This window comes from Microcoleus sp. B3-D2 (assembly GCF_036705345.1).
GTDB lineage: Bacteria > Cyanobacteriota > Cyanobacteriia > Cyanobacteriales > Microcoleaceae > Microcoleus.
Genome location: NZ_JAUBUG010000037.1, coordinates 1 through 15,353, shown reverse-complemented (window position 1 = coordinate 15,353; position 15,353 = coordinate 1). Strand labels below are relative to the sequence as shown.

General features: G+C 47.3%; 6 protein-coding genes. 5 read left to right on the top strand and 1 reads right to left on the bottom strand.

Features of this window, described 5'->3' with window-relative positions; all coding sequences use genetic code 11:
* Positions 1 to 82 precede the first annotated feature (82 nt).
* A complete protein-coding gene (locus tag QUB14_RS15400; RefSeq protein WP_333217823.1) occupies positions 83 to 316 on the top strand; it encodes a hypothetical protein in 234 nt (77 codons plus the stop codon).
* Between the two features lie 37 nt (positions 317 to 353).
* The gene (locus QUB14_RS15395; RefSeq protein ID WP_333297233.1) at positions 354 to 599 is read left to right on the top strand and encodes a type II toxin-antitoxin system VapB family antitoxin; all 246 of its coding nucleotides are present in this window, start codon (positions 354 to 356) and stop codon (positions 597 to 599) included.
* A 204-nt stretch (positions 600 to 803) separates the two neighbouring features.
* Here QUB14_RS15395 and QUB14_RS15390 read toward each other — a convergent pair whose 3' ends face one another.
* Positions 804 to 5,537: a glutamate synthase-related protein gene (locus tag QUB14_RS15390; protein WP_333217825.1), complete on the bottom strand. Its 4,734-nt coding sequence runs from the start codon at positions 5,535 to 5,537 to the stop codon at positions 804 to 806.
* 1,260 nt (positions 5,538 to 6,797) lie between these two features.
* On the opposite strand from QUB14_RS15390, the gene QUB14_RS15385 reads away from it, so the two are divergent.
* The 3 genes from QUB14_RS15385 to QUB14_RS15375 form a co-directional block, all read left to right on the top strand.
* Complete coding sequence (locus QUB14_RS15385) at positions 6,798 to 12,266, top strand: AAA family ATPase (RefSeq protein WP_333217826.1); 5,469 nt, start codon at positions 6,798 to 6,800, stop codon at positions 12,264 to 12,266.
* 190 nt (positions 12,267 to 12,456) lie between these two features.
* On the top strand, positions 12,457 to 14,577 hold the full coding sequence (locus QUB14_RS15380; RefSeq protein ID WP_333217827.1) for a phosphodiester glycosidase family protein: 2,121 nt from the start codon (positions 12,457 to 12,459) through the stop codon (positions 14,575 to 14,577).
* Positions 14,578 to 14,792: 215 nt separating this feature from the next.
* A partial coding sequence (locus QUB14_RS15375; protein ID WP_333217828.1) for a serine/threonine-protein kinase occupies positions 14,793 to 15,353 on the top strand: 561 nt, incomplete at its 3' end.

Here is a 15,353-nt window from a genome sequence, read left to right as displayed (position 1 = left end):
TGTGTTTTTGGGGGAAGATTTGTTAGACTGGGATTGTTAGCTAGCGAGTCGATAGACCATATTGTACGCGAGGTGAATCATTATGCTCCAAACATTTGAAGGAATTTATAGAAATGGAGTCATCGAACTGTTAGAATTTCCTGAAAACATTTATGAAAGTCGCGTGGTGATTACTTTTTTGGCGGCGCCATCCATTCCTCGAACGCCTACATTTATCCAGTTTGGAATGTTTGCAGGTTCTCATAAATCCACCGAAGCTGATTTCGAGATTGCCGAATTTCAAGGGGATACTGACGATGAATTAGATTGGTCATAGCTGCCGATGAAATATGTCATTTAAAAGAGGAAAGCCAATGGTGACGAACCTAAATGTGGATACGGCATTGCTGCAAGAGGCGATCGAACTGGAGCGAGAAATTGCGATCGAAACCTTAGTTGAAATCGCCTTGCGCGAATACATTCAACGCCGCAAACAGCCACAGAATATCGAACTGAGCTTTGGAGAATCTCTCAGTGCATTTCGTGAAAAATATCAACTGCATGAACTGGGTTTAAATCCTGATGAAATTTGGGGAGATATTCGCGATCGAACTGCTTAAGCATCCATTGTGGTATGAACTTCTCCCTGGGGCAGGGTGAAGCATTTGGGCATAAAATCAAAGGAATTATTAAACCGCAGAGAGCGCAGAGGACGCTGAGGAAGAGAAGAGAGAGATGAAAAATTTCGATACCAAGGGATTTGATATGAAGATTAAAAAAGGGGCAACTTGCGTCGCCCCTCATCTATTTAACCAACAGGAAAATTACGCTTCCACAGCAATCTTTTGTTCCGAAGCCTCCGGCGAATTCGCTTCACTCGGCGGCACAACTTGCCAGAATTTTGGCAAATATTCCGACCAATTTGCTAAAATCTTCTCAGCTTTTTTGCTACCGGTTCGATCGCACTGAGCCTCAATCAACTCCTTCAATTGCGCCTCCCCAGCCGCCGTACAAACGCGCTGCATCTTCACAATCTCCCCGTTGACATGAGCCGGGAAAGTCCCATCTTCATCGAGGAAATAAGCCAAGCCGCCAGTCATTCCAGCGCCGACGTTGCGGCCGACTTTTCCTAACACGACGATCGCGCCGCCAGTCATGTACTCGCAGCAGTGATCGCCCGCACCTTCAATGACTGCTTTCGCCATCGAGTTACGCACCGCAAACCGTTCGCCAGCTTTACCCGCAGCCAACAGAGTTCCCCCCGTCGCACCGTACAAACAAGTGTTGCCGACGATCGCATTTTCGGAAGCATCGTAAGTCGCACCAGCCGGAGGTGCGATCGCGATTTCACCGCCGTGCATCCCTTTACCAACGTAGTCATTGGCTTGGCCTGACAGTACCAGCGTCATCCCCGGCAAATTGAACGCGCCGAAGCTTTGGCCCGCGCTACCAGTGAAGTTGAGGGTGATTTGACCGCTAAAACCGGTGTTACCGTGTTGCTGTGCGATCGCACCTGCTAAACGTGCGCCTACAGTGCGATCGGTATTCACCAATTTTACATTCTTGCTAACAGTGCCGTGATTGGCGATCGCACTTTGAATCTCAGCATCCGCGAGCAAATCGTCGTCTAACACTGGCCCGTTGGTGTGTACGTCGCCGTGGATCAAGAAAGATCGATCGCTCTTAGTATCCGGTAACTTGGTCAAACAATCCAAATTAATTGCTTGCGTTTTAGTTAGTTGCACCCCATCGCGCATTTTCAGCAAATCCGCGCGGCCGATGATATCTGCGATCGACTTATAACCCAATTTCGCCAGCAAACTCCGCACTTCTTGTGCTACGAAATAGAAGAAATTAACAACGTGTTCCGGCGTACCGGGGAACCGTTTCCGCAAGTGTTCTTGTTGAGTTGTCACGCCCACCGGACAACTATTCATGTGGCAAACCCGAGCCATAATGCAGCCTTCTGCAATCATTGCCACCGTGCCGAAACCGTACTCTTCGCCGCCCATCAAAGCGCCTACAATCACGTCCCAGCCGCTTTTAAAGCCACCGTCAACGCGCAGCAAAACTCGATCGCGCAATTTATTTTCCATCAGCACCCGGTGAACTTCGGTCAAACCGAGTTCCCACGGAGAACCTGCGTGCTTAATCGAACTCAATGGCGAAGCACCGGTGCCGCCATCGTGGCCGGAAATTTGAATCACATCAGCATTTGCCTTGGCGACACCGGCCGCTACAGTCCCGATGCCGACTTCCGACACCAACTTCACCGAAACTCCTGCTTTCGGATTGATTTGGTGCAAGTCAAAAATCAACTGCGCCAAATCCTCGATCGAATAAATGTCGTGGTGAGGAGGAGGCGAAATCAGCGTGACACCCGGTTTCGATCGGCGCAAATAAGCAATGTACTCGCTCACTTTCGCCCCTGGCAATTGACCGCCTTCACCCGGTTTCGCACCTTGTGCGATTTTAATTTCGATTTGTTCGGCGTTCATCAGATACTCAGGAGTCACCCCGAAGCGTCCCGAAGCTACCTGTTTGATGGATGAAGAAGCTGTATCGCCGTTTTGCAAACCTTTTAAGTGAGGTAGCGTTTGTGAGAAACCGGCCGCGCTCACATCGTTTAGCACTTTGTAGCGCACCGGGTCTTCGCCGCCCTCGCCGGAGTTGGATTTGCCGCCGATGCGGTTCATCGCAATCGCTAGCGTTTCGTGGGCTTCCGGGGACAAAGCGCCGAGAGACATTCCGCCCGTGGCGAAGCGCTTGACAATATCTGCTACAGATTCTACGTCTTCAATGGGAATGGAAGGGCGATCGCTCTGGAAATCCAGCAAATCCCGCAAAGCCGTTACCGGGCGGTTTTCGAGCTGTTGCTTGTAAACCTCGTAGTGATCGTAAGCCGTTTCAGAATTTTTGGAACCAATTGGTTCCATTTTTGGTTCGGCCCCATTGCCATTACTGTTAGTTTGAGCCTTAAAAGTAGTTACAGCCTTGTGCAAAGCCTTCGCCATTTCCGGGCTGTTCATGTGATATTCACCACCCCGGCGGTACTGCACGAAGCCGAAGTTTTCCAGCTTTTTGAGAATCAATTCTGGGAAAGCCTGACTGTGGAAAGACATTACCTCGTTAGCCAGTTCCGCCACACTCAAACCGCCGATGCGGGAAACAGTGCCTTTGAAGCCCAAATCGAGCAAATCACCGCCAATGCCGATCGCCTCAAAGATTTGCGCCCCCTGATAGCTAGACAGCAGCGAAATCCCCATTTTCGACATAATCTTCAGCAAGCCGTTTTCCACTGCTGTGCGGTATCTAGCTTGAGCCTGCGTCACGGTAATATTGGGAACTTTGCCGTGCTGCATCAAGTTTTGAGTCTTGGCGTCAGACCACCAAGCGCGCACGCTTTCCAATGCCAAATAAGGGCAAACAGCCACCGCCCCGTAACCGAGCAAACAAGCGAAGTGGTGAGTGCTCCAACATTGGGCGGTATCCACAACTAGGGAAGTTTGCATCCGCAGGCCGACGCTAATTAAGTGGTGGTGAACCGCACCAACTGCCAGGAAGGGCGGAATATAAGTGCATTCTGCACTCAATCCCACAGAAGATTCCCCTTCTGCCTTCGAGACTCGATCGCTCAAAACCAGAATCCTCGAACCCTCGCGCACCGCTTGAGCCGCCTCTTGACAAAGTTGCTCGACTGCGGTTTTCAAGCCTCCCGGCCCGGCAGCAATTTTGTAAAGCGTTGACAATTCGGTTGCGGGGAAAGACTTTTGCTCTTTCAAGAAATAAAGTTCAGCGTCGTTGAGTACGGGGGAATCAATTTTCATGCGCTTGGCATTTTCTGGTACTGCTTGCAGTAAATTGCCCCGCAGGCCCACATTCATCGTCAGCGACATCACCATCCCCTCGCGCAGGGGGTCGATCGGCGGATTTGTCACTTGAGCGAACCGCTGTTTGAAATAGTTGTACAGCAACTGAGGCTTTTCTGACAACACAGCCAAGGGAACGTCGTCGCCCATGCAGAAAGTCGGTTCTTTCCCAGAACTCGCCATCTCGACGATTACCATGTCCAAATCTTCGGCTGTATAACCGAAAGCAGTTTGGGTTGCTAAGAGCGTTTGCGAGTCGAGGGTTGCTGTTTCGGCAAAAGGCTGCGGTTCCAAGGTTTCGCGGTGTTTTTCCAGCCATTCGCCGTAGGGATGCCGCTTAGCAATTCGCTGTTTGAGTTGCCAATTTTTGAGAATTTCTTGAGTTTGCAGGTCAACTGCAATCATTTGTCCTGGCCCCAAACGGCCTTTTTCGACAATATCTGCTTCGGGAATATCGACAACTCCTGCTTCGGAAGCCACAATTACCAAACCATCTTTAGTAATGCAGTAGCGGGCCGGCCGCAAACCGTTGCGATCGAGCGTAGCACCTACTTGTTTCCCGTCGCTGAATACCAGCAGTGCGGGGCCGTCCCAAGGTTCTTGAATGCCGCTGTAATATTCGTAAAAATCGACAATTTCTGGATAGTCAGCCAAATCCGGCTGATTTTTGTAAGCTTCGGGCACCAGAATTGTCAGGGATTCCAGGGGGGTGCGGCCGGAGTGTACCAACAACTCCATCACGTTGTCCAAGTTTGCCGAATCGCTGCTTTCAGGATTGACAATTGGGTTAAACGTGTCGATATCAGCTTGACTCCAATTCGGGTGAGCTAAATTCGCTTGCCGCGCCTTCATCCAGGTAATATTGCCCAACAGCGTGTTAATTTCTCCGTTGTGTCCCAGCAAGCGCATCGGCTGGGCTAAGCGCCAGCGGGGCAGGGTGTTGGTGCTGAAGCGCCGGTGATAGACGGCAAAGGAGCTTTTATAAGCGGGATTTTTCAGGTCTGGGTAAAATTCTGCTAGTACGGCCGATCGCACCATGCCTTTATAGACGATCGTGCGGCAGGAGAAAGAGCAAGTATAAAAGTCTTCGCGGGTGAAGTTGGGGCGCTTTGACAGCTCGTGTCCGATCGTGCGGCGCGCCAGAAATAGGTGTCTGTCGAGTTCGTCTCCGGCTAAGTGCGGTGAACTGACAATTACTTGTTCGATTTGAGGTTGATTTTCTAGCGCTTGTTCGCCCAAAACCGACGGTACAATTGGAACTTGGCGCCATCCCAAAACTTTCAGCCCGCGATCGGTCAGAACTTGCTCAACCACCTGCCGCGCTATAGTCGCTTGAAATTTATCTTGAGACAAAAACAGCATTCCCACGCCACAGTTTTCCCGCGCCGGAGGCACAATTCCCTGTTCGGCAAACCAAGCATCCAGCAATTCCCAAGGAATCGCGGTCATTAAACCCGCACCGTCGCCGGAATCTTGGTCGGCGCTGCAACCGCCGCGATGTTCCAGACAAGTTAAAGCTGGCAGCGCTTTCTCAATAATCGAGTGCGTAGCTTCGCCGCTTTGGTTGGCAATAAACCCCACACCGCAGGCATCTCTTTCTTCCACTAACCAGCTTTGGCCGGCGAATGGAGTTCCTCGCTCAGTCTGATGCACGTTTCTGTTTCTGTTTGGATCGATCGTGTTACCCATGTTGATTGAATGTTATTTCCGTGATTGTGTGGTTGATGCGTTTTTATAGCTCGGAGAGAGAAGGCTGCCGAGCGGTGGGAGCCTAGTAAACTTTAAGACAGCACGTTGGAAGCTGATTTGATTAAAAATTTACGTCTATGCGGCCTGTACTTAGCACTGAAACCCTGTTTGCAGATTTTAAATTATCTCGCTCGCATCGCCTCGGAGATGTCTCCTAGAATACCCTGCTGTTAAAAAGCAGTGATTCTTTGGGCGATCGGCGTCCTGCAACTAGATACATTGCAGGCGATCTAGTTTTTTGTGTGGGTTTTTCCTGAGTTCGGAAGGGTAGCCTTGCGGACTCAGGTAGATAGTAACTTTAGCGTTATTTTGCTTGCTGCGCTGTTGAGTTGCTTTCGTCAGCGCCCGCAGACACAAAAGCCACCTGCCCGCTCAGTCGGTAGGTGCAATGTTGTAGCAGCGCGGTTCACAACTGGTAAAACCTGTCTTATTGTGCAGTCAACCCTCGGACCGCGAACATCAAGTTTATCAAAAAATTGATAAAATTTCACCGCTTACAGTCAGAGTTTGCGTGCAAGTCTTGTCAGCGATCGTCCAGAACTCACGCTAAGATGTCTGGCCGAAAAATGTTGACAGTTGTGCATAACCCTAATTTGTATTTTTTGAGCCACAAACGTTTGTAACTCATCAACGAAGCCTATTTCAAGGATTTCTGACACCTTGGGAGCATCTGATAGAGCCAGCCCAGCCTTTTTTACCGCGCCCAAAAACAGATACTTACTTGCTGACACGAGTCGTGGAGAGGCAAAAATTTTAGACTCTTGTTGAATCTCCCAGATTCATTTGTGCAGTAAATCTCAAATCTCAAATCGACTGACGCCCACAAACTTGGCAGTAGTAATTTTGTTTAGCTCAACTGTGGCAGTTCTTACGGATTTGAGTGGATTGGCATTTGGGACATTTCCTTTCTATCCATAATGATGCCACCCCTATTAATGAGCTTCTTAAGTTCCTCTTCAATGAAGTGCTGTCGTTCCATCAGCGATCGCGGAGTCATTTTCTACTTAGTCTCAACTCCAGTCTCAACATCTATTACATAAAATATTAAGTATTGCTCTTAAAATCGCTATTTCATAATTTGTTTTTCAAAATATATTAAGAAAAATGTAATTAATGAATAGCACAGCAGATAGAGCGAAAATAGTAGATATCAACTCTAAGAATCTTCAGGCTTTATAGAAGTAGTAGGAATACGTAGATATGGTTAGCATAACAAATCTTTTTCTAGGATATCACATTAACGAGCAAATATACGTAGGTAATCGCACTCTAGTTTATCGCGGTCTTCGCACTTCAAATGGGGAGCCCGTCGTGATCAAACTGCTGCGGAATGACTTTCCCCGCTTCAACGAGCTAGTTCACTTCCGCAACCAGTACGTCATTGCTAAAAACTTAGAGATCCCCGGCAGTGTCAAGGCATACAGCCTGGAAAACTACCATAACCACTATGCTCTGGTAATGGAAGACTTTGGCGGAATCTCCTTGAGTAGCTACCTCGCTCGTCTAGCAGTCGAGAGTAAGGAACCACTAGAAGGCTTGCCCGTTAACGAGTTTCTTCCCATTGCAATTCAAATTGCCAACGCCCTTGACGGACTTTATCGCCACCACGTCATCCATAAAGACCTCAAACCGGCCAACATTCTAATTAACCCCACCAGCAAAGAAGTGAAGCTGATTGACTTCAGCATCGCTTCCCTGCTGCCTCGCGAAACCCAAGAAATTCAAAATCCCAACGTCCTTGAAGGCACCTTACCTTACATATCTCCCGAACAAACTGGGCGAATGAACCGAGGAATTGATTACCGCACAGATTTCTACTCGCTAGGAGTAACATTCTACGAATTACTAACAGGAAAGTTACCATTCCAAACGGATGACCCAATAGATTTGGTACACTGCCACCTCGCCAAACAGCCACTCCCCGCCTCAATTGTCAACAAAAGCGTTCCATTGGTGCTGTCTGAGATGGTAAGCAAACTGATGGCGAAGAATGCTGAAGCTCGCTATCAAAGCGCCCTAGGACTCAAGTACGACTTAGAAACTTGCTTATCCCAGTGGCAAGAGACAGGGACACTAGCTAACTTTGATTTAGGGCAGCGAGATTTGTGCGATCGCTTCATCATCCCCGAAAAATTATACGGTAGAGAAAGCGAAGTATTCTCCCTGCTAGCGGCGTTTGAGCGCGTGAGTGCAGGTAGCGCCGAAATGATGCTCGTTGCAGGTTTCTCCGGCATTGGTAAAACCGCTGTGGTCAACGAAGTTCACAAACCAATTGTCCGGCAGCGCGGCTACTTTATCAAAGGCAAATTTGACCAATTCCAACGCAACCTTCCCTTTTCAGCATTTGTCCAAGCTTTTCGCGATTTAATGGGACAATTGCTATCGGAAACAGATGCTAAAGTTGAACAATGCAAGTTGGAAATTTTGGCAGCTTTGGGTGATAGCGCTGGGGCGATAATTGAAGTCATTCCCGAACTAGAACGTATTATCGGACAGCAACCGCCAGTCCCAGAACTTTCTGGCAGTGCCGCTCAAAATCGATTTAATTTATTGTTTGATAAATTTATTCAAGTGTTCGCAAGAAAAGAACATCCTTTAGTGATTTTCTTAGACGATTTGCAATGGGCAGACTCAGCATCGTTAAAATTAATTCAACTGCTGATAAGTGCTACTGATAACCGCTATCTCTTATTAATAGGAGCTTATCGGGATAACGAAGTTTTTCCAGCACATCCATTGATGCTAACGTTAGCAGAGATTCAAAAAACTCAAGCAAAGGTGAACACTATTACCTTAGCGCCGCTCGATCGAGGGGGCGTAAATTGTTTAGTTGCCGATACTCTAGCTTGTTCTAAACCGTTAGCGGAACCCTTGACAGAATTGGTTTATCAAAAAACTAAGGGTAATCCATTTTTTGGAACTCAATTCCTCAAGTCTTTACACGAAGATGGATCGATCGCTTTTAACTTAGATACCCGCTATTGGCAGTGCGATATTGCACGAGTGCGATCGCTAGCCATCACCGATGATGTGGTTGAATTTGTGGCGATTCAGTTGCAAAAGTTGCCAACTCAAACGCAAGAAGTTTTGAAGCTTGCAGCCTGTATTGGCAATCAGTTCGATTTGGCGACCCTGGCAATTGTTAGTGAAAAAGTTGCCGTAGAAACCGCATCCGCTTTATGGAAGGCACTACAAGACGGGCTAATTTTACCCATTAGCGAAGTTTATAAGTTTTATCAAGCAGAGGGGAATAGCGAATCGGTAATGGGTAAAGGCAAGCAATATGAGCAATTACCAATTACCCATGACCAATTGCCCAAATATAAGTTTTTACACGATCGCGTCCAACAAGCAGCCTATTCCCTCATTCCTGAAGACCAAAAGCGATCGACTCACTTAAAAATCGGTCAACTGTTATTAAACAATACACCCGAAGCCGATCGAGAAGAAAGAATTTTTGATATTGTCAACCACTTAAATGTGGGAGTTGAGTTAATTACTCAGGAGGCAGAACGGGAGAAATTAGCACGCTTGAATCTGGTTGCTGGAAAGAAAGCAAAAGCTGCTACCGCTTATGCTGCTGCAGTTGAATATTTCAAAGTTGGCAGAGAATTACTGACAGTAAATAGTTGGGAGAATCAATACGAACTAACATTAGCGCTGCATACCGAAGCAGCAGAAGCGGCATATCTAAGCGGTGACTTTGACCGGATGGAAGAATTAGCATCTGTCGTGGAAAACAGCGCCAAAACGCTACTGGACAAAGTGAAGGCTTACGAAGTCCAGATTCAAGCTTATATGGCTCAGAACAGGCTGCAAGAAGCTCTGAATATGGGACTGCAAGTTTTAAGACAGTTGGGGGTAGAGTTTCCTTCCGAGCCAAACCCATCGGATATTAGGCAGGCATTCTCAGAAACCTCGTCAATTTTGAGCGGAAAGCGAACTGAGGACTTAATCGATCTCCCTCAAATGACAGATCCTCATGAAGTAGCAACTATAAGGGTGCTGTCAACTGTATGGTCTTCTGCCTACATAGCGCTGCCGCCACTGGTGCCTTTAATAGTGAGCAAACAGGTCAATTTATCCGTCCAACATGGTAATGCTCCTGTGTCTCCCTTTGCTTATGTCTTATATGCTTTCTTTCTCTGCGGAGCCGGAGATATCGAGCGGGGCTATCAGTTCGGTCAACTGGCTTTACGTCTAGTGTCAAAGTTAAATGCCAAAGAAATTCAAAGCAAGACAGCCGGAATAGCTTATGCTGGCGTTCAGCCTTGGAAAGAACATCTCAGAAATAGCTTAGAACCATTGCGGTCAACTTATTTTGGGGGGCTAGAAACCGGCGAGTTAGAATTTGCTGGCTATGCTATCTTTGAATACACTTATTATTCGTATTTTATTGGGAAGCAACTAACGCAACTTGAACGAGAGATAGCAACCTATGCAGATGGTCTCAGTAAAATTAACCAAGAAACAGCACTTTCTTATCAGCAAATTTGTTGGCAAGCCGTTTTAAACTTAATAGGAATAACCCCTAATCCCTGCCTTATTAAGGGAGAAGTTTACGACGAAGAAACAAGGCTGCTACTGTATCAAACAACCAATAACTACCTAGCAATTCATTACTTATACTTGCACAAACTTGCGCTTTGTTATGTATTTGAAAATTACCCAGAAGCTTTTAAAGCTATCGTTCAAATAGAAAGCTGTTTGAGCGCAGCTTCAGGGCAGATAACTGTTGCCATCTTCTATTTCTACGATTCTCTGGTGCGGTTGGCGGTGTACCCTGATACTCCACAGGCAGATCGACAGAGCATTCTTGACAGAGTACAAGCTAATCAAGAAAAAATGCAGAAATGGGCGCATCATGCCCCCATGAATCATCTGCATAAATTCTATCTAGTGGAGGCAGAACGGCATCGGGTTTTAGGGGAAAAAATAGAAGCGATCGAGATGTACGACAAAGCGATCAATGTTGCTAAAGAAAACGAGTACATCAACGAAGAAGCACTTGCTCACGAACTCGCTGCCAAATTCTATTTGGAATGGGGCAAAGAAAAAATTGCCAAACCCTATTTAATTGATGCTTACTATGCTTACGCTCGTTGGGGAGCAAAAGCAAAGATTGACCATCTAGAACAGGGCTATCCCCAATTACTTGCTCAGATCCTGCAACAGGAGCGAACTTGCCAGAATCCGAGCGAAACAACTCACACCTCCAGCAGTGAATCCTCCATATCTAACACGAGTAGAACAATTATCGGTAGCACAAGCAGTTGGGGGTTAGTAGATTTGCCGACAGTTATCAAAGCTTCTCAAACTCTATCTAGCGAAATTAAACTCGATCAATTGCTGACTACCCTCATGCAAGTGGTGGTGAAGAATGCCGGAGCACAAACCGGAGCATTAATTTTGAATGAAGAGGGAAACTGGACGATAAACGTTCACTGCACAAACCGTCAAGACTGCCTTCTGCAATCAATTCCGGTTGAGGAGAGCGAAGTAATTCCTCTAACCATAATCAACTACGTCAAACGTACAAAAGAAACCCTGATTTTTGATGATGCTAGCAATCAACCAAAATTTGCATCTGACCCCTACATTATCCAACACCAACCTCAGAGCCTGCTTTGCACTCCGATCAGCGAGCGAGGGAAAATGATGGGGATTTTGTATTTGGAAAATAATTTAGCAACAGGGGTATTCACGGGCGATCGCGTCGCCATCCTCAACATCCTGTGCTCCCAAGCTGCAATTTCCTTACAGAACGCCCGACTGTATCAGCAATCCCAGGATTATGCCCAAAAACTAGAGTTTTATCTCAACGATCTCAAACAGATGCAACTGCAATTGGTACAGAATGAGAAGATGTCTGCTCTCGGAAATTTAGTCGCAGGGGTAGCCCACGAAATTAACAATCCCGTAGGCTTTATCGCCGGCAATTTGCAACCGGCTCAAGAATACCTACAAGATTTGTTCGAGCTAATCGATGTATATCAAGATAGTTTTCCCAAGCCTGGAGCTAAAGTTGAAGAAAAAATCGAGGCTATAGACTTGGAGTATTTGCGAGAAGATTTGCCCAAATTGATTGGCTCGATGCAGGAGGGAGTCGAGCGCATTCGCAATATCAGTACAAGTTTGAGAACGTTTTCGAGGGCTGATAGCGATCGACCAGTTGCTTTCAATATTCATGACGGACTCGAAAGCACTCTCCTGATTCTCAAGCACCGTTTAAAAGCAAGCGAGTTCCGCCCTGCCATTGAAGTTGTGAAAGAGTATGGTAAGTTGCCCCTAGTGAAATGCTTTCCCGGACAGTTAAACCAGGTATTTATGAACGTACTGGCCAATGCCATTGACGCTCTGGAGGAGTCAAATAAGGGGCTGCGCTTTAGTGAAATTAAAGCCCTAGCTAATCAAATAACGGTTCAAACTGTTCTGAGCGAAGACAACAATCAGGTTTTGATTCGGATTAAGGATAATGGAGTGGGGATGTCTAACGAAGTCAGGGAAAACATCTTTAACCACTTATTCACAACCAAGTCTGTGGGTCAAGGAACCGGATTAGGATTGTCGATCGCCCACCAGATTGTTGTGGAAAAACATGGAGGTACGCTAACAGTGAATTCCTCCCTTGGGCAGGGCTCTGAGTTTGTTATTTGTATTCCGGCGTGAGCATTTCGTAGTAGGTCTTTAGCGCAATTAGCGCGATCGGCTAACCTAGACTCGATCGACAGCTTCATGCCGATCGCAGTCACCGTCAAAAATATCGGGTTTAGTAGGAAGAAACATACGGATATTCCGGGTTTCTAGACACCCGTGCGTTTAGAAGTGAAATTGTGAGTTGTAAGCTGTGAAATGTAATTTGTCCTATTGGCGTCCAATATTGTCAGTTTCGATTTTACCCGTACTGGCGATCGCCCCGTCTGTAGTGTGGAATCAACCCGGAAGAGCACAAGAGGGGGAGAGGGCTGGGTTGATTCATGCTTCGATATCCCGCCAGGGAATGAATTCCCTGGCTGATAGCGAAAGTCGGTTAAAACCGACTGAAATATTGACAGATAATTCTCTTGAGAGAACTTCAGCTATGAGACAGGGGTTTCAACCCGTGTCGGAATATAGGTTTTTGGCTCAATCTGTACCGCCATCTTCGAGAATTAGACAAGGCCGCCAAGTGTCTCTAAACGGCCGCATTCTCCCCCTAAGTTGGACTCAGCAGCCGGCAAACAGCACTTCTGGGGATTTCCGAACTTGGATTGCTGACGTTGGATTGATGCAAAGTGCGGGAGTGGATTTGCTCAGCAGCGCCGACAGTACCAAACAACCGGTGCAGTGGTTTTCGGTATCTTTAACCGGCGCTCAAAGTTTAGCAGCGCGGGCAACAGGCCCGTATCGTTACTTAGATGTTACCGATTTTGCTAGACTTGCGGGCTGGGAGATATCTGCTGATGGGAATATTCTAAAAATTACTTCTCAAACTGCAAGTGTTACCGGAATTCGGCAAGCAGAAATAGAATCGGGCGATCGCATTGTAGTAGATATCGATCGGCCCGCCCCTTGGCAAGTTAACTTTGTCAATACGCCGAGCCCGTCGCCGACACCCACACCCAACCCCCCGGACGACCCTACAAAGCCCGCTATCCCACTGCAAAACCTCCGCGCAGCGCCAAACCTCGAAACACCAGACGACCCGACCAAACCCGCCCTGCCGCTGCAAATAACGCCCGCAGCGCCGATCGCCGGTCAAGAATGGTCGATCGCGATCGATGCCAAAGTCGCACCCGCCATAATTCAGCAGACTTTCTCAACCAGCAAACAATTGCTATCACTAAAAGTCGAACCTGATGGCGTTCAAACCAAAGTCAAAGTGACGATTCCTTTAGGTTGGCGGCCGCAAGTTTTCAGCCTGGGAAATCCCAATCGATTAGCGATCGACATTCGGCCTGATTCGTTAGTAGAAAAAAACATTGTTTGGGCGCCCGGTGTGCAGTGGCGGCAGCAGTATCAAAATTTAGGAACTGCTCGTTTTCCGGTAGTTTGGTTAGAAGTTAATCCCCGTCAAGCTGGTGTAAAAATTCGACCAATTCTCAGCAATCCGCCTGCCGAGCAAGGCACTGCACCTTTATTGCAAACAGCAGAAATTTCGGGAGTGGCTGCGGCGATTAATGCAGGTTTTTTCAATCGAATTAATCGCTTAGCTTTAGGGGCAATTCGGCGGGACAATAAATGGCTTTCCGGGCCGATATTGAACCGGGGGGCGATCGCCTGGAACGATCGGGGAGAATTTGCGATCGATCGTTTAACTTTGCAAGAAACTTTGATAACCCCTGCAAATCAACCTTTGCCCGTTTCTCATCTCAATAGTGCCTACGTACAACCGGGAATCGGTCGCTACAATTCTGATTGGGGAACAACTTATACTCCGTTGTCTGACAATGAAATAGTTGTGACAGTGGCGGGCGATAGAGTTGTCAGCCAATCCCCCGGAGGTGCGGCGGGAACAACAACTTTTCCCATTCCAGCTAACGGTTATATTTTGGTTTTACGTTCCGATTTTTTCCCTGCATCTGAACTCTCCATCGGCACTTTATTGCGTTTGGAAACTAACACTTTTCCTGCTGATTTTAACCGTTTTCCTTACATTCTCGGCGGCGGGCCGGTGTTAGTTCAAAACAGTCGAGTTGTGCTGGATGCTAAGGCGGAAGGGTTTAGCGATGCCTATGTTAGACAGACAGCAATTAGAAGTGCGATCGGGCGAAATGCTGCGGGGAATTTGCTGATTGTAGCCGTGCACAATCGCGCGGGCGGGGCGGGACCAAATTTCGCAGAACTGGCGCAGATATTGCAGCAAATGGGTGCTGTGGAGGCTTTAAATTTGGATGGGGGAAGTTCGACGAGTTTGTATTTGGGAGGTAGTTTGCTCGATCGACCTCCGTCAACTGCTGCGAGAGTTCATAATGCGATCGGTATTTTCATTCAACCATAAACCGTCACCTTAAATTGTAGGGTGAGTCAGTGTGCGTTATCTTCTCAACAATCGAGAATCTCCGCACTGACGCACCTTACAAACTCTTGTTCTCCCGTTATTAAGGGGGGGCTAGGGGCGATCGAGAAGACTGTACAAGGAAGAAAAAACTCAACAAAATTCCCCCATCTCAGCTATAATCAAAACCATCCTCTCCACATCCTCACATACCCCTCATGAGGCACTGGCCGCCCGGACAACAACTACACCAAGGCAAATACCTAATCGAAGAAATCCTCGGCGGCGGCGGATTCGGTGTCACCTACCGCGCCCAAAACCGCAAAGAAGGTAAAGTAGTCGCCATCAAAACCCTAAATGCCAACGTTCAAGGTAAGCCAAACTTTCGCGAATTCCAAACCAAATTTGTCAACGAAGCTTTATCTTTAGCCAAGTGCAGCCATCTCCACGTAGTCCAAGTTTACGAAGTGTTTCCGGAAATGGTGGGAAATATCGAATTGTGGTGCATGGTGATGGAATTAATCGACGGAATTGACTTAGCTAGCCATCTCGAAGATAACGGCATTTTGTCGGAAGAAAAAGCTTTGCCAATTATTCAACAAGTGGGAAGCGCGCTGAGTTTTGTTCACAAGCAAGGATTTACTCACCTTGATGTTAAACCCCAAAATATTATGATAAGAACCCCCCCCAGCCCCCCCTTAGCAAGCTATGCCTTACTCACATCTTTCTTAACAAAATCAGGCTTGACATCTGGGGGGGAATGGGTGGAAACTAATTTC

Excerpts from the sequence above, each read along its gene's own strand:
- QUB14_RS15395 (WP_333297233.1), top strand. The coding sequence starts at position 354 with ATGGTGACGAACCTAAATGTGGATACGGCATTGCTGCAAGAGGCGATC.
- QUB14_RS15400 (WP_333217823.1), top strand. The coding sequence starts at position 83 with ATGCTCCAAACATTTGAAGGAATTTATAGAAATGGAGTCATCGAACTG.
- QUB14_RS15390 (WP_333217825.1), bottom strand. The coding sequence starts at position 5,537 with ATGGGTAACACGATCGATCCAAACAGAAACAGAAACGTGCATCAGACT.
- QUB14_RS15385 (WP_333217826.1), top strand. The coding sequence starts at position 6,798 with ATGGTTAGCATAACAAATCTTTTTCTAGGATATCACATTAACGAGCAA.